Genomic DNA, 16,350 nt, shown 5'->3' on the forward strand with positions numbered 1-16,350 from the left:
TACAATATCGAATCCCTGCTTCAAATAAATATTGCGCAAAAAAGGTGGTTATATGAAAAAACTACTCGTTGGTCTTTTATTGTTGTGCATGATTTTTATCAGCGCCTGCGGCAATAAAGAGGTAACCGGGACATCCGGTAAACAACAATCAGAGTCTGTCACTTTTACAGCAGTCAGTTTTCTTCCGAAAAATGATCCTCTGACCATTACTTTAAATGAATGGATCGAAGAAGTTGAAACAGTGACAGAAGGAAGGGTCAAGATTGATTGGAAGGGCGGAGCCAATATCATCCCGGTAAACCTTCAGTTTGAAGGATTAACATCAGGAATTGTCGATGTGCTCTTTACATATACGGGGCAATATCATTCACAAGCTCCCGCAGTCTCTGCTTTACCGCTCTCACAGCTTACTCCTTGGGAGGAAAGAGAAAATGGATTATACGATGAAATGGTCAAGGAGCATCAATCACTCGGAGTCCAATATATTGGCAGATGGCTCTCAGGCTCCCCGCGGATTTGGCTGAATGAACCGATTGAAGAATTAAAGGAGTTAGAGGGCATGCAAATCCGCTCCGCACCCAACTATCGGCGTTTTTTTAATGACATAGGGATATCTTCCGTCATGGTTGCCCCAACGGAAGTCTATACTTCTCTACAAACAGGGGTGGTGAAAGGCTTTGTATACGGCGGGCTTGTAGGACCCCGGAGAAATGGATGGACAGATGCTTCTAAATATGTGCTGGATCATCCGTTCTGGAATCAAAACTGCACCATTTTAATGAATGATAGTAAATGGAATGAAATATCACCGGAAGATCAGCAGGCGATCATCCATGCCACAGCCGCTTATGAAAAGAAAATGGTTGAACATTACTTGAAAGAAGATGAGGTTGAGAAGGAAGAATTGCTCAAGGCAGGAATTGAGTTTATTCAACTGTCTTCAGAGGATGGAGAAAAGTTTACCAACCAGGCCTACGAGGTGGAGTGGAGATATCTGGAAGAAAAGGTGCCTGATAAAGTGGAAAAACTTCGGGAACTTACGACCACGGAATCATAGCTAAAGGAGTAATCAAAGGAGGCAGAGGATGTTGAGAAAAGCAGTAAATCGTATGACGGATGTATTTGGCATGATCGGCATCGTCCTTATTATCGGGTTGTGCTGCCTGGTGATCATTGAAATCATCAACCGGAATTTTCTCTATTTGGGGATGGACTGGACGATTGAGATGACAGAGTACATGCTTGCTTTTATAACTTTTTGCGGAGCTGGTTGGCTATTGAAAGCGGATGGCCATATCAAATTCGATTTAATTACGGAGAGATTGTCACCTAAATATAAAAGGGCTGCAAACATTCTCAGTTCATCAATAGGATTTTTGATCACTGCCTTACTGACAATTTTCGGTTTTTATAAAGTGGTGGGCTTAATATCCCGGGGGATTGTGACAGAGACAGTCTTGGAACTGCCCCAAGCGCTGCTTATCGGTATAGTGCCGGTGGGCCTGTTCATTGCCTCACTGCAATTTTTGTTCAGAATGATTGACTCCTTTAATGAGCTCCCTGCCGAACAGAAAGGAGAAAATTGATGGAATGGTATATGGTGTTAACTCTCATATTTATAGGATTGGCATTTTTGTTTGGAATCGGTATGCCTGTTGCCTTTGCCTTCTTGGTGGTAAATACGATCGCCGTTTTTATTCTATGGAATGGGACCAACGGGGTGGAATTACTGACTATGGATATGTTTCAATCTGTCAGTCTGTTCTCTCTGCTCCCTATCCCCATGTTTATTTTAATGGGAGAGATTATGTTCCGGACGGGTATCGGGGCCTATGTGTTTGAAGCGCTTGGCAAGTGGCTGGGTGCGCTGCCGGGTCGATTGAGTCTGCTGGCGGTCGGAAGCGGGACGCTATTTTCCGCTTTGAGCGGGTCAAGTGTGGCGAGTACCGCCTTGCTGGGATCACTTTTAGTCCCTGAAATGGAGAAAAAAGGGTATAGTCACAAGATGTCGATTGGACCCATATTGGGGAGTGCAGGCTTAGCCACAATGATCCCGCCGACTGCGCTTGGCGTCATCCTTGCTTCTCTAGCGGGAATACCTGTCGGGCATTTCCTGGTGGCCATCGTGATTCCCGGATTGTTGTTAGCGTTAATTTTTGTTATTTATGTCACTATACGTTGTGCTCTACAGCCGGAGTTGGCTCCTACTTACCATGTCGAGAAGGTGTCTTGGGCTGAAAGGATAAAAGATACAATGAAATACATCATGCCTATTGGCCTTATTGTAGCCATCATTGTAGCTTCAATCATGTTAGGGATCGCTACACCGACTGAATCGGCGGTCCTCGGAGCAGTTGCCGTTGTACTCCTGGCAGCCTTCTATAAAAGATTGACGTATAAACTGCTGTTGGAGTCCCTTCATGGAACATTAAAAACAACTGCTATGATTTTAATGATCATGGCGGGAGCTTCCATATTCAGTCAGGTTCTCAGTTTTACAGGAATTACGGAAGCTCTTATCCTGTTTTTCAGCGAGCTTTCAATACCTCCTATTCTGGTGTTGTTCATATTACAGATCTTGCTCATTTTTCTTGGCTGCTTTCTGGAGCCTGTTTCCATTATGATGATGACCCTGCCATTACTCATGCCCATAATAGGAGCAGTTGGATTTGATAAAATCTGGTTTTCGGTCATTTTACTGCTGAATATGCAATTGGCAACGATCACACCGCCGTTTGGAATGGACCTGTTTGCGATGAAGGGCGTTTTGGCCGATAAAGTAAGCATGGGGCAGATATACAGTGCAGTCACCCCGTTTATTATATTAAATGTTGTTTGTATGGTATTACTTATCATGTTTCCCCAGTTAGTATTATGGCTGCCAAGCTTGATGTGAGACAGATACAAGGGGAATCGTATGGTTTTTCTTCGTTTTTTCAGCCTATTGGTATGTTGTGAGAGCTGAAAAGTAAATTTAAAATTAAAAATATACACTCATTTAAGTTTGAGGGAGGGATTGACTTGCAGGAGGACAAGGAAGTACGTGATATTACGATTATTGGCGGAGGGCCTGTTGGGATCTTTGCGGCCTTTTATGCTGGACTGAGACAGGCAAGTGCCAAAATAATCGATAGCCTTCCGCAATTGGGCGGACAATTAAGCGCATTATATCCCGAGAAATATATATACGATGTTGCTGGCTTTCCAAAAGTACGGGCACAGGAGCTTGTGGACAATTTGATTGAGCAAATGAACATGTTTGAGTCCAATACATCTATCTGTTTGAACCAGGCTGTCCAATCTATCCAAAAAGAGAACGGAATTTTCAGGATCGAGACGAGTTCCGGTCTTCACTATTCAAAAACGATTATTATCACAGCGGGAAATGGAGCTTTCCAGCCGCGTAAATTAAAGTTGGAAGAGGTAAGTCAGTTTGAAGATTCTAATGTTCACTATTTTATTACTGACCTTGAAAGATTCAGAGATAAGCGTGTAGCCGTTTTCGGCGGAGGGGACTCAGCCGTAGATTGGGCTTTAATGCTCGAACCGATTGCCAAACAGGTTACCGTTGTGCACCGCCGGGATAAGTTCAGAGCTCATGAACACAGCGTAGAGCTGCTAAAGCAATCTTCGGTGGAGGTTTTGACGCCGTTTAATCCTATTCAATTCCTAGGCGATGATCGTGTGAAGGAAGTGATTTTGCAAGAAGCAAAGAGTGACTCCGAAATCACGATCCCTGTAGACGACGTCCTCATCAATTATGGGTTTGTATCCTCCTTGGGCCCTATTTTGGAATGGGAATTACACATCGAGAAGAATTCGATTGTAACGAACTCCAAAATGGAGACAAATATGGAAGGGATTTATGCAGCGGGTGATATTACAACCTATCCGGGCAAGGTGAAGTTAATCGCTTCCGGGTTTGGAGAAGCTACTACAGCTGTAAGCAATGCCAAGGTATTTATTGACCCTGCTGCAAAGGTACAGTCGCTTCACAGCACAACCATCATGGAAAAAAGGGAAAGGGAAGAAAAGCAGCCAATGACCTTATGACGGTCGGTACTGGAAAAGTTTACAGACCAAATTTCACGCGAGGAGGAAAAAATTCCGATGCCCAAATATACAATTGTTGACCAAGACACCTGCATAGCATGCGGAGCTTGCGGGGCTGCTGCACCCGATATATATGATTACAATGAAGAAGGGCTGTCGTTTGTTTTATTAGATGACAATAGCGGGAATGCACCTGTTCCTGAGGATCTGATGGATGATTTGGAAGATGCCCATGAAGGATGCCCGACAGAATCTATTAAAATATCTGATGAACCATTTAATGGGGATCCGTACAAATTTCCGGATGCCGGAGGCTTTTAGTTATAGGAATGTCAAAAAATGGGGGACCTGATGAGAGGGTTCCCCTTGTTTTATAAAGTATTTAGCCTATTCATATGGCTATTTCAAATATATTAGTAGGATTATGCGGTACAATACATAACTAAATATTGTTACAATTTGAATAACTTGATTCTTTCGTGCTAGAGTTATAGGTAGCTGGTCTATCATTTAGTGTATGAGTCTATTCTTATCTTTCTTGTTTTATACATATACACTGTAATGTAATCGCTATCTTAACAGCGAGATCTAACCTGCTTCAAAGCACAAGATGAAAGTAAATAGTTAACTTGGAGGTAATGATCTTGCAGAAACAAGTAGTGAAAAAGAACGAGCGTGTCGAAGAAGTGTTTAATCTATTTATCTCGCATATGCAGGAGTTTTTGAAAGAAGCAAAGTTGAACCACGAGGAATACACCAATTTCGTCAACTGGGCGGATCGACTTGGAAGAGCTGGAGAACTTCCTCTTTATGCGGATGTGTTCCTGGAGACACATGTATTGAGAGCTATGTATACGGACAAGCCGGGCACTCAGCCTTCCCTCTTGGGACCTTACTTCATTGAAGGCTCGCCGGAAATAGAAAAGGAACCGGGCAAACCCTACACTTTGACTCAGCGGCCTGATGAAGCAGGAGAGGTTTTGATTTTCAAAGGAAATGTAAGCAATACGGATGGTATGCCGCTCGCAAACGCAAAGGTGGAAATGTGGCAAAACGACAGTACAGGAAAATATTCAGCCTTTGATGCCGATGCACCCAGATATAACTTAAGAGGGCACTTTTTCACAGATGAAGACGGGAACTTTGAAGTAAAATCCATTGTTCCGCTCCCTTATTCAATTCCGGATCAGGGCCCTACCGGGGAGTTCCTGGAATATATGGACCAGCATCCGATGCGTCCGGCGCACCTCCACTTCATGTTTGAAGCCGACGGCCATGAAACACTGATCACCCAGGTGTTCTTCGAGGGCGATGAGTGGCTGGAAACAGACGTAGCAGACGGCGTACGAACAGAACTGGTCACCAAGCTGGAGGATAAGGGCGATCACAAGGAAGCTTCTTTAAATTTTGTTATGCGCCGGGAATAACCTCCGGCTGCCGGGGGCATAAAAACTGTCCCCTTTTTTCTTTGCCTGAAGTTCTTTATAAGTACAGGAGGAGATTTTCCGTGACAACCTTGCGAATTAAACGCATTACTACAGAATTGCTGGACATCCCCATTAAACGACCCCACCAGTTTTCGACCGAAAAGGTGGCCGCCAAAAGCTTCGTGCTCATCCGAATGGAACTGAGCAACGGTGTCGTGGGTATCGGAGAAGGCACAACGCCGGGAATCTGGTGGAATGGTGAGAGTGTGGAAACGATGAAGCTCGTCATCGACCGGTACGCCGTCCCCCTGCTTCTGGAGGAGAATCCTATTTATATTGAAAAGATCATGCAGAAGCTGAACCGGCAGATCCGTGCGAATCCATTTGCGAAAGCCACGGTTGAAATGGCGCTCTATGATGCACTTGGAAAAACGTATGACGTACCGGTCCATCAGCTGCTGGGCGGCCTGCACATGGAAAACATACCTGTTCGCTGGGCCCTTGCTTCCGGAACGCCCGAAGGGGATGTCGAAGAAGCAATCGGCCACGTGGATGCCGGACGCTATGCCAACTTCAAAACGAAGTCCGGTAAGGAGAGTCCTGATGACGATGCCATGCGCAATATAAGGATCGCCGAAGGCATCAGAGGCAGGTCCTCCATCGGGATCGACCCGAACGGTTCTTGGGATAAGGTCACTGTGATGAAATGGATGGACGCCTTCTTCGAAGCTGGCATCGACTTCCTTGAGCAGCCGCTTCCACCAGAAGACATCCGGGGTCTTGCCCAACTGGCTGCCATGAAAAAAGTACCCATCATGGCCGACGAAAGCCTGGCCACTGTCCAAGATGCCCTTCGCCTGGCGGAAGAAAAAGCGGCGGATATTTTTTCCCTGAAAATACATAAATCGGGCGGAATGAAGAACACGGTGAGAATTGCAGGAATCGCCCAAGCAGCCGGCATCTCCTGTTTTGGGGGAACGTCACTGGAAAGCTCCATCGGAACCGCTGCCTGCGTGCATGCCTATGCCTCCATCCCGAATCTGGATTACGGCAGTGAGCTGTTCGGTCCTGACTGGCTGGCCGATGATCCGGTGAAAAACCCGCTGACCATTAGGGACGGGTCCATTCTGGTTCCTGATAGACCGGGTCTTGGAGTAGAGCTGGATGAAGCAAAAGTGGAAAAATATCGAAGAGAAGAGAAAGGAGTGCTGACCCGATGAGACATTTGCCTGCCCCCTCCCTTTCTTTTTTATGTGATATGGAGTTGACCGTCGAAGGGGCCCATCTGCCTGGAAAGACCCCGATCGGCAATCGGCGGATCATCCGCGTTACCGGTGGTGCCTTGCGAGGCGACCGGCTGACGGCTGAGGTGATTCCCGGCGGAGATGACTGGATCACTGTCCGGGAAGACGGCACCATCATTCAGGACGTGAGGATTTTACTGAAAACAGATGACGGTGAGCTGATCATGATGTCCTATAGAGGCATTCGCACCGGAGAGCCGGAAGTGCTGCAGCGACTGGACAACAATGAAGAGGTCGACCCGGATGAGTACTATTTCCGGACCGCCCCTATCTTTGAGACCGCGTCTGCCAAATATGACTGGCTGAACCGCCGGCTGTTCGTTTCCAGAGGCATCCGGCTGCCCGGGAAAGTGAACTATTCCATCTACATCGTCGATTAATACGTAGAAAGCGGGGATATGAACAATGGGACAGTACGTGACAACCAAAAAAGGACGTACCTTTTATATCCATGAAACGCCCGGGGAGCGCGGAACGATCATCGGCTCCCACGGGCTCACCGGCAACCATAAGCAGCTCCATTATTACCAGAAGGCCCTCTCCGACTACCGGTTTATCAGCTACGACATCCTCGGCCGCGGAAACAGCGATCCGGCTCCGAAGGACAGCTCGATTGACACCCATGCGGATGACCTGCTGGACCTGATTGACACACTTAAGATTGAGCATCCCATCCTTTTGGGCTATTCCATGGGCGCGTACATCAGCGCGATTGCCGCCAGCAGGCTGGATGGGGCAGAAGCGTTGATCCTTCTGGATGGGGCTGGTAAAGCGGACGAGGCGACCAGGAAGCTCGTCCTCCCTTCCCTGGATCGTTTGAAAAAGACTTTCGCAAGCCCGGACCACTATGCACAGGAGGCGAAAAAGCTTTATACCGGGCTTGGTGTCGACTGGGGACCGCATATGGAAGAGGTGGTCCGCTATGAAATCAAAGAAGACGGCGGAGCCTGGAGAAACAAATCCGACCCGGACACCATTGCCCGGGACTTCGAAAGCTTTTACACGTTCCAACATGAAAACGTGCTGGTGCAGATCGACTGTCCCGTCTTTCTGCTGACGGCGACCGGCAGCCTCGGGGACAAGGGTCCGCTTTTTAAAGATGAGGGCTATGCCGAGACAAAAGAGGCGGCCGGAAACATCCGGACGGCCGTAACATCGGCCAACCATTATGAACTGGTGTTCAACTGGCAGCCGGAGATTATCGGGCAACTGGAATCATTTTTATCTCAAAAGGAAGTGAAGTCATGACTGGGACCAAACAGACGGATGCACAGCAGATCATACGAAATATCGTCAAGTCTGGAGACACCATCATGGTCGGCGGTTTCGGCCTGATCGGCAGTCCCCTGACACTGATTGACGAGCTCACACGACATGACGCGAAGGACCTGACCATCATCAGCAACAATGTGGGCGAAGCCGGACGGGGTCTGGGCCTTTTGCTGCGGCAGGGAAAAATCAAGAAGGCAATCGGTTCCTATTTTACGAGTAACCGGGAAGTCGCCCAGTGGTATAACGATGGCAAGCTCGAAATCGGATTGCTTCCACAAGGAACTTTTTCAGAGGCGATCCGTGCAGGCGGTGCGGGGATAGGCGGGTTTTACACGAAGACTGCTGTCGGCACGGAGCTGGCAAAAGGCAAGGAAACAAAGGAGATCGACGGAGAGACGTATCTCTTTGAAAAAGCCCTGAAGGCCAACGTGGCCCTGGTTCGGGCAGAAAAAGCGGACACAAAGGGAAACCTGATCTACTATAAGACGGCACGGAATTTCAACCCGATCATGGCTACTGCCGCGGATTACGTCATTGCGGAAGTGGATGAAATCGTTGAAGAAGGAGAGTTGTCTCCTGAAGAGATCGTCACTCCTCATCTGTATGTAGATGCCATTGTTACCAGCCGGCTCATCTTGACGAATGAAGGGGTGGTCGAAGCATGAATAGGAAGGAAATGATTGCTAAGCGGGCGGCGCAAGAACTGACCCCATATTCCATCATCAATCTGGGAATCGGCATTCCTACTTTAGTTCCCAATTATCTCGACCAGAGCAAATATTATCTGCACACGGAAAACGGGCTTCTGGGTGTGACATCCGTTGAAGAGGATGAAATCGATCCGAATCTGGTCAACGCTGGCAAGCTCCCGGTCGGAGAAGCCGTGGGTGCTTCTTATTTCCATAGTGCGGACTCATTCGCGATGATCAGAGGAGGCCATGTGGATGTCGCTATTCTCGGGGCGCTGCAGGTAGATGGCAGTGGTCATGTCGCCAACTGGGCCATTCCCGGGAAGGATATCATCGGTGTCGGCGGAGCCATGGATCTGTTATCCGGCGCCAAGAAAATCATTATTACGATGGGCCACGTCTCCAAGGACGGCTCGCTCAAGTTTATTGAGCGTTGCACGTTTCCGATTACGGCTGAGCGTGTTGCCGATGTCATTATCACAGATCTCGCCGTCTTCCATTGGAAAGATGGAGAATATGAGCTGACTGAGCTGATGGGGGACGCCACCTTGGAAGAAGTCAAAGAAAAAACAACGGCCCCGTTCCAAATTAGCAAGGAACTCCTCCAAAAGGAGGGCACATTATGACAGAAGTCGTCATTGTGGATGCTGTCCGGACTCCGATTGGAAGATACAAGGGCGCACTAAAGAATGTCCGCCCTGACGATCTGGGAGCCATCGCCATCAAAGCACTGATGGACCGTAATCCTGGCCTGCCCCCGGAGTCAATCGGGGATGTCATATTCGGCAATGCCAACGGGGCCGGAGAGGACAACCGGAACGTAGCGCGCATGTCATTGCTTTTGGCAGGGCTACCTGAAACAGTGAGCGGAACGACAATCAACCGCCTGTGCGGGTCCGGTCTGGATGCCGTCAGCATGGCCGCGCGCACGATCCTTGCCGGGGAAGAGGATATCCTCATTGCCGGCGGGACAGAAAGCATGACCCGGGCCCCGTTTGTGATGAAAAAGCCGGAAGCGGAATTTCCGAGAGGAAATATGGAGATGTTTGATACGACGATCGGCTGGCGGTTCATCAATCCTAAGATGCAGGAGATGTACGGGACGGACTCTATGCCGCAGACAGCGGAGAACGTGGCACAGAGATTTGGCATTTCACGGGAAGAGCAGGACGAGTTCGCTTATTTCAGCCAACAGAAGGCGAAAGCAGCCATGGAAGCCGGCCGGTTTTCCGACGAAATAGTGCCTGTCACCATCACGGACCGTAAAGGCAATGAGACCGTTGTGGAAACGGACGAACATCCACGTCCAGAGACAACCCTGGAAAAGCTGGGGAATCTTAAGCCTTTATTTGCAAATGGGACGGTTACGGCTGGGAATGCTTCTGGAGTGAATGACGGAGCTGCTGCCCTGTTATTGATGAGCGCGAAGCGGGCAAAAGAACTGGGATTAACACCACTTGCCAGATTCGTGGGATCTGCAGCCGCCGGAGTGGAGCCTGCTGTAATGGGATTAGGCCCAATCAACTCCACGAACAAGCTGTTGGATCGACTGAGATGGACAATCAATGATATCGATCTGATTGAGTTGAATGAAGCCTTCGCCTCCCAATCGTTGGAATGTATCAAGCAACTGGGCTTGGATAATGACAAAGTGAACGTAAACGGGGGAGCCATTGCGCTGGGCCATCCCCTTGGAGCCAGCGGAGCAAGAATACTGACGACTCTTTTGTATGAGATGCGGAGGCGTAATGCCAAGCGCGGACTGGCAACAATGTGTATTGGTGTCGGTCAAGGAATATCTGTTGCTGTTGAAAACCTTTATTAAAAAATATTTAACTTCTCAAAAAACCTCCCTCTTCGGGAGGTTTTAATACTGTCAGCTATTGCTGCTCAAATACATTTAATGAAGCAGCAAAGTATATAAGAAATGCCCAGTAGTACTTATCGGATTGATATTCTGTAATCTGGATAGTCCCTCCCGGAAGAAGGCTGCTTTATGGACCTCCTTAACTCCGACCGCACCCCCTTTGTAGACAATTCCCTATTTTTAGCTCCTGCCTTATACGATACGAATCGTACTGAACTTTGCGGAATATTCAAACCTAATGTGATGTGGTTTGAGTTTTTCAAATATTCTATTATTGCAATAGAGGTTACTTCTAAGCCTACCTGCATGAATCAGATTACTTTATGAAAACGTGTTCAAATCTGGAAAACAGAATTCAGATCAAAAAGATGAGAGTACCGTTATTAATTTCTAATGTTTTATTCCGCTATTTTGAAGGAATACGAAATCTTGTTTATGCAGCTGTTAATAGGTTTCTTTACTTTTAGGGGAAGAGAGGAATTTGATAATGACAATGAACGATCAAAGGGTTGCAATCGTTACTGGAGCAAATAAAGGTCTAGGGTTAGCTATTGCCGAAAATTTCGTGAAAGAAGGGAAAAAAACGGTTTTCGTAATTAGAAATAAGGAGAACCTCGAACAAACAAAGCAGCTGTTTCAGCAGGAAGCAATGCAAAACCAAGTGATGTTCATACAATTGGATGTATCTGATATGGACGGGATTAAAAAGGCTGTCGATCAAGTCATAAATGAATGGGGCAGGATCGATATTCTCGTAAATAATGCGGGAATTCGTTTTGAAACCCCGATAGAAGAGATCAATGAGGAAGAATGGGATCAAGTTTTGTCTGTAAATTTAAAAAGCACATTCTTTTTTTCACAAGCTGTCATTCCTGTAATGAAAGAGAGGAAGTGGGGACGAATCATCAACATGTCTTCTTTTGGAGGGCAAGCAGGCCCATTGACTTCAGGAGCTCATTATTCTGCTTCTAAGGCAGGACAAATCGCGTTGAGCAAAACCTTTGCCCGCTCGCTGGCGGCTTATGGAATTACGGTTAATGCTGTTGCACCAGCTTCTGTTCGTACACCGGAGATGGATAAAATGGATCCGGATAAACTGGCTCAAATGATCGAGACCATTCCACTTAAACGTGTAGGAGAACCGCAGGAGGTGGCAGACTTAGTATCCTATTTAGCCTCTGATTCAGGCGGATTCACAACTGGAGCAACGTTCGATATAAATGGCGGCAGGCTTATGAGATAAAGTTTCAATACGTTTTAAATGTATTTATTAGAGAAAATCAATCGGGCAAGTTTTATAAGAAGCAGGGAGGAAATCATTATGGCTGTTGATATAAAAAGTCAAAACCTACTTAATCGTGTGTTGACTGAAATCCGCGACCGACGGGATGAATTTGAAGCGAAACGGCATGTGCCCCGGGATATGGTGGACCAACTAAAACAACTGGGTGTCTATCGTGCTCACGCGCCGCGCTGCTTTGGCGGGGATGCTCTTTCGCCTTCGGAATTCCTCAAGTTGATTGAGTCTATTTCAGAGGCTGACGGCTCCACCGGATGGGTAGCAAGCTTCGGTTCCTCGGCGGTCTACTTAGCGGCTCTACCGCGTGAAACACTTTCACAAATTTACGCAGATAGTCCGGACGTGGCCTTCGCGGGCGGCCTGTTTCCAGTTCAGCCCGCGGAGAAGGTCGAGGGAGGCTGGCGTGTGAACGGTCTCTGGAAGTTTGCAAGTGGCTGTATGGGAGCCGACCTTCTTGGTGTCGGTATTGGAGCTGGCGAAGGTGGTAAACCGCTTACTGCTGTACTTAAACCTGAGGATGTGGACATCGTCGAAAACTGGGAAGTCATCGGGATGCGTGGAACAGGCAGCCATGACCTGCGGGTAAAAGACGCCATCGTCTCTGACGAATGGACCTTTGTCCGAGGTGGTGTGCCTTCTATTGAAGAACCGATCTACCAGTACCCATCCATTGCTTATGCGGCACAGGTACTGGCGGTAGTCAATCTTGGTATAGCCCGTGCAGCGCTTGATGAAGTTTCTCAGATGGCTGGTAACCGTGCCGGCATTACCGGGGCACCGAAGATGGCCGAACGTGCTTACCTGAGAATCTCCTTGGCAAAGGCAGAAGCATCCTTAAGGTCAGCACGCTCCTTCTTCTACGAGGCCACTGACTCCGCGTGGGAATCGATTCTAAAGGGCGATGGGGTATCCGATGACCAAACGAGCATCCTTCGTTTGGCCGCCACTCAAGCTGCCCGTGAAGGTGCCCGTGTCGTGCAGTCAGCTTACCTGCTTTCTGGCACTGCAGCGATTTACGACGGTCACCCGCTTCAACGCCATCTTCGCGACGCAATGGTCGTGACCCAGCACGCATTTCTTAATGAAAGCATGTATGACGGAGCAGGATCGGTATTCCTGGGCGTGCCACCGATAAGGGGTTATATCTAAGTCTGTCGCGGTTACACGAACAAACTTACAATTTAACTTTTTAAAAGAAAGTCTAGAAAATAAAAGTACATTAAATATAGTACTCATCCGAATAGGTCGATCAGGCTGTGTTGAAGGTTAGAGCATGTTTAGAGAGACACTCCAAAACTACATTTGACCAGGATTAGGCAACTGCCGGATAGGAAAGAGCGTACTATGAGTACTTGATGTGCTGCATAGCAGTTTTTGAAAGGGAATTTAGAAGATTGTTACGTAAGATACTGAGAATGAATGTGATTGACTAAATAATTATAAAATTTTTAAGACGCTTCGCTTTCTCCGTTGAGGAAGGCAGGCGTCTTTCTCGATTTGACCATCTAGCAAGTTTCCATATTATGATCGAATAGGTAACGGCTAAAGACCAATATATATGGAAAGTTGGATTTTTGTGAGAAATAATAAACCTATTTTTATAAATTTCTAGAACCGATATCGAACTTGTCGGCAAGTAAATCGTCCATCCCTATGGAAATTTCAAAAAAGTGAAACAAATTGAAGTTGAACTGCGTGTTTTTTAGGAAGCAGGCGTGTGGTCAACCGATCCATACTGATCAGAAAAAAGCCCCATAGGGGGCTTTTTTAAATGGAAGAACAGGCACAACGTATGGAATGAATAATTTGAGATAGTTGCTTACCTTTTGTATTGTTTGTCATCGCTTTGTACAATTGATAAAAAGAGTGGCTTGGGGTGCTGAATAAATGAAAATGAGAAAAGAAGATTTAATAAGGATATATGGCGGCTTAGAGGAGCTACGGCAGAAACAGGTATCCAAAGGGTTATCAAGTACAGAGGAGCGAAAGTTGGAGTCTCTTTTAACTGAGGCGGAGGTGGATGAGCCCGATATTCGGCAGAGCCAATGGGAAAGCCCTGTGAATGTATTTGCATTGAAGAATGAACGTTTTAAAGAGCAACCGGTGAAGCGCGGACTGTTGCAACGGCTTTTCCAAAGAGATTACCCGGAGTATCACCGTCTGATAATGACGAAAGAAGAGGATTTTATAAGAAAGCAATGGCCTTTTCCATTTATTTTGGAATTGCGACAGTTCATGGAAGAGGCAGGGTTGGGATGGGACTGGCCAAAAATGCTGCCGGTAACCATTTACCAAGATATTTTTGAACATTTGACAGAAGAAGATCTTGATTGGTTCAAGCAGTTGCCAGATCCAAACTGGAGCCAAATGAAGTTTTTGGAGATTGAGGATATGGAAATGAAAGCAGCTGCTCATAGCGAGGAAATGCTCGAGGCTGTCCGGTGGCTAAGAGATCATTGGGATAAAGGATATAAAATCTACTTGGATTTGACGGAGTTGTTTTTCTTTTAACAGTTGCTCTAGTAAAAAGCCGCTTTATTTTTTATAACAAAACTAATGTGTCAGCTTAACGAGGGTTGCAAAATGATTTTCCATGCTATTTTCCGAATGCCATTTCTCAATCGAGTAGTCGTAAAAGCAAATTAATTTTAAATTAGTGACCATAAAAGAAGCATTCCCGGAGCGAGAATGCTAATTTACATGTTGAAAAAATAGGGCAATTCATATGGTTTATTTGTTCAGAGCCAATTAATATGACATCATTATGTCCATAAATATTTAGTTTTTTATTCATAGAAGGAGTAACTTGTATTTTAATAAGTCCACACCTCAGTCTCTAGTTGTTGCACTCCAAATTGCAACGCATCCGCCAATTCTCTCTTATAAATATCCAGATGGCCGTTTGTAAATTCTCTTCCATTAACTTCACAAACATAAGTTTCATTTAATTTCGGAATATGTATTTTCATGTTGAAATTTTAGAGTATTATCAAAGCCTGAAGTGCATTTGGAGTTTGCTCATCAAGTACTAAATAATTGTTATCAAGACAGTATAGGATCACCGTAGTGGGTTTTACAAAAGATTTGTTGAGCCGCCTGTCCGCTTCTTCATTGAGGAAGTCAGGCGCCTTTCTTTGTTTTTTCATCTAACAAAATTCCTATATGATAGAATAGTAACGGTTATGCACCATGACTTACAGAGAAAGTTGGATTTTTGTGAGAAATAATAACACCTATTTTTATAAATTTTTAGAACCGATATCAAAGGAATTGGCCTACTTGGCAAGGGAGCTTGAAAACAGCATATATTCAAGTCCGCGGACAATGCTGACACATGCTCGGACATTTGCAGAAGCGATTCTTCAGCAGGTTATGCTCATAGAAAAGGTAACTGATACACCTTATATGACCCTTAAAGAAAGAATCGACTTGCTCAGTGACAAAGAATTTCTGAACAAGGAAATGATCGATGCGCTGCATTTCATCAGGATGAGCGGAAATAAAGCAGCGCACGATACCCGTAAATTCAGATACTCAGAGGCTTTGCTTTCATGGGAAGCCATTTATACCATTGTCCAATGGTATGTTGAAGTGTATGGCCCGGTTGAATTGGCTGTACCGGAGTATCAAGATCCTGTGCCCAATTCAGGAAATGGCTTTGAGATAGCTGAACTGGAAGCCAGGCTTAAAAATATGGAGAACCTGATCAAAGCTTCGCTTAATCAGCAGGAAGAAGGAACGGCCAAGGAGGAAGTTGCGGCAACGGTAGAGGAAACGCCTCAGGAAGCAGAGCTCCCAGGATTCACTACAATCAGGACAATTACTTATAAAGAAAAATCACTTGAAGTGCCTTATTTTTTGCGGGATGCATTTTTACTGCCGCAAAGATTTGAAAAATCGGAGAGGTTCCTGGTCAAGCTGGGGGCAGAACAACAAGCGAGAATCATGAGCGAATTGCCCTGTGACCTGGAAGACCTGCACAAACACGTCAAGCGCTACAATGAGAAAAATGATGAAAACCTATTTGAAGAGCTAAAGATTTACATAAAAGAAGAGATCGCTAGAAGAAAAACAATGCTGGACCGTCCCGGAGAGCTTTTTTTGTTCTATAAAGAGGACTATGTCATTGTCACAGAAGAATTAGCAAAAGTGCCTCTTACCACTGATGAATTTACTGGAAGCCCAAGCCTTTTCAGGCAGTTGAACCAAGATCAAATTGAAACAGTGGGACAATTGCCAAGGGAGCTTGTGATCCTTGCGAAATATGAAAATGTTGGGACTGGGACCGTGGAGAAGTTGTTTGAGCAATTGAGGGAGAGGCAGGGAGTATAGATTTTATGTGAGACTTCGCCGATTTTTTAAAAACAATTTGGAATCTGGCACCACGAACCGTCCCGCAAACCGAGACTGAACATTCCCTGAATAAGATCAAATGAGT

The 16,350-nt window shown here is 46.2% G+C and carries 18 protein-coding genes; 16 read left to right on the plus strand and 2 right to left on the minus strand.

What is annotated here, in order from left to right; genetic code table 11:
• The first annotated feature begins 52 nt into the window (after positions 1 to 52).
• The 15 genes from dctP (at position 53) to C509_RS0109765 (ending at position 14,423) form a co-directional block, all read left to right on the plus strand.
• Entirely contained in the window at positions 53 to 1,057 is a 1,005-nt protein-coding gene (gene dctP, locus C509_RS0109690; protein ID WP_018706735.1) for a TRAP transporter substrate-binding protein DctP, read from the plus strand.
• A gap of 31 nt (positions 1,058 to 1,088) precedes the next feature.
• On the plus strand, positions 1,089 to 1,586 hold the full coding sequence (locus tag C509_RS0109695) for a TRAP transporter small permease (RefSeq protein WP_169509198.1): 498 nt from the start codon (positions 1,089 to 1,091) through the stop codon (positions 1,584 to 1,586).
• Positions 1,586 to 2,896 carry a TRAP transporter large permease gene (locus C509_RS0109700; protein WP_018706737.1) on the plus strand — a complete coding sequence of 437 codons (1,311 nt, stop codon included), beginning with the start codon at positions 1,586 to 1,588 and terminating at the stop codon, positions 2,894 to 2,896. The genes C509_RS0109695 and C509_RS0109700 overlap by 1 nt, the downstream gene beginning before the upstream one ends.
• Positions 2,897 to 3,021: 125 nt before the next feature.
• Positions 3,022 to 4,053, plus strand: a complete 1,032-nt coding sequence (locus C509_RS0109705; RefSeq protein ID WP_018706738.1) for an NAD(P)/FAD-dependent oxidoreductase — start codon at positions 3,022 to 3,024, stop codon at positions 4,051 to 4,053.
• A gap of 57 nt (positions 4,054 to 4,110) precedes the next feature.
• On the plus strand, positions 4,111 to 4,374 hold the full coding sequence (locus tag C509_RS0109710; RefSeq protein WP_018706739.1) for a ferredoxin: 264 nt from the start codon (positions 4,111 to 4,113) through the stop codon (positions 4,372 to 4,374).
• A gap of 317 nt (positions 4,375 to 4,691) precedes the next feature.
• Entirely contained in the window at positions 4,692 to 5,480 is a 789-nt protein-coding gene (locus tag C509_RS0109715; protein ID WP_245542458.1) for a dioxygenase family protein, read from the plus strand.
• 80 nt (positions 5,481 to 5,560) lie between these two features.
• Positions 5,561 to 6,700 (plus strand): muconate/chloromuconate family cycloisomerase, encoded by a 1,140-nt coding sequence (locus C509_RS0109720; RefSeq protein WP_018706741.1) that lies wholly within the window; start codon positions 5,561 to 5,563, stop codon positions 6,698 to 6,700.
• Entirely contained in the window at positions 6,697 to 7,164 is a 468-nt protein-coding gene (locus C509_RS0109725) for a DUF3237 domain-containing protein (RefSeq protein WP_018706742.1), read from the plus strand. Before C509_RS0109720 ends, C509_RS0109725 begins: the two co-directional genes overlap by 4 nt.
• A 25-nt stretch (positions 7,165 to 7,189) precedes the next feature.
• The gene (locus C509_RS0109730) at positions 7,190 to 8,032 is read left to right on the plus strand and encodes an alpha/beta fold hydrolase (RefSeq protein ID WP_018706743.1); all 843 of its coding nucleotides are present in this window, start codon (positions 7,190 to 7,192) and stop codon (positions 8,030 to 8,032) included.
• On the plus strand, positions 8,029 to 8,721 hold the full coding sequence (locus C509_RS0109735) for a CoA transferase subunit A (protein ID WP_018706744.1): 693 nt from the start codon (positions 8,029 to 8,031) through the stop codon (positions 8,719 to 8,721). Before C509_RS0109730 ends, C509_RS0109735 begins: the two co-directional genes overlap by 4 nt.
• Positions 8,718 to 9,371 (plus strand): 3-oxoacid CoA-transferase subunit B, encoded by a 654-nt coding sequence (locus C509_RS0109740; protein WP_018706745.1) that lies wholly within the window; start codon positions 8,718 to 8,720, stop codon positions 9,369 to 9,371. Before C509_RS0109735 ends, C509_RS0109740 begins: the two co-directional genes overlap by 4 nt.
• Positions 9,368 to 10,570, plus strand: a complete 1,203-nt coding sequence (gene pcaF / locus C509_RS0109745; protein ID WP_018706746.1) for a 3-oxoadipyl-CoA thiolase — start codon at positions 9,368 to 9,370, stop codon at positions 10,568 to 10,570. Before C509_RS0109740 ends, pcaF begins: the two co-directional genes overlap by 4 nt.
• Positions 10,571 to 11,099: 529 nt before the next feature.
• Complete coding sequence (locus tag C509_RS0109755) at positions 11,100 to 11,855, plus strand: SDR family NAD(P)-dependent oxidoreductase (protein ID WP_018706748.1); 756 nt, start codon at positions 11,100 to 11,102, stop codon at positions 11,853 to 11,855.
• A gap of 78 nt (positions 11,856 to 11,933) precedes the next feature.
• A complete protein-coding gene (locus tag C509_RS0109760; RefSeq protein WP_018706749.1) occupies positions 11,934 to 13,061 on the plus strand; it encodes an acyl-CoA dehydrogenase family protein in 1,128 nt (375 codons plus the stop codon).
• 738 nt (positions 13,062 to 13,799) lie between these two features.
• On the plus strand, positions 13,800 to 14,423 hold the full coding sequence (locus C509_RS0109765; RefSeq protein ID WP_018706750.1) for a hypothetical protein: 624 nt from the start codon (positions 13,800 to 13,802) through the stop codon (positions 14,421 to 14,423).
• 302 nt (positions 14,424 to 14,725) lie between these two features.
• On the opposite strand, the gene C509_RS26735 is transcribed toward C509_RS0109765, so the two are convergent.
• Complete coding sequence (locus tag C509_RS26735; RefSeq protein ID WP_211214262.1) at positions 14,726 to 14,881, minus strand: RlpA-like double-psi beta-barrel domain-containing protein; 156 nt, start codon at positions 14,879 to 14,881, stop codon at positions 14,726 to 14,728.
• Positions 14,882 to 14,890: 9 nt separating this feature from the next.
• Complete coding sequence (locus C509_RS26090; RefSeq protein WP_018706751.1) at positions 14,891 to 15,058, minus strand: hypothetical protein; 168 nt, start codon at positions 15,056 to 15,058, stop codon at positions 14,891 to 14,893.
• A gap of 70 nt (positions 15,059 to 15,128) precedes the next feature.
• Between C509_RS26090 and C509_RS0109775 the strand changes: the two genes are divergently transcribed.
• Entirely contained in the window at positions 15,129 to 16,244 is a 1,116-nt protein-coding gene (locus C509_RS0109775; protein ID WP_245542459.1) for a DUF4145 domain-containing protein, read from the plus strand.
• Positions 16,245 to 16,350: the final 106 nt, after the last annotated feature.

Source organism: Siminovitchia fordii DSM 16014 = CIP 108821, assembly GCF_000374565.1.
GTDB classification, from domain to species: domain Bacteria; phylum Bacillota; class Bacilli; order Bacillales; family Bacillaceae_C; genus Siminovitchia; species Siminovitchia fordii.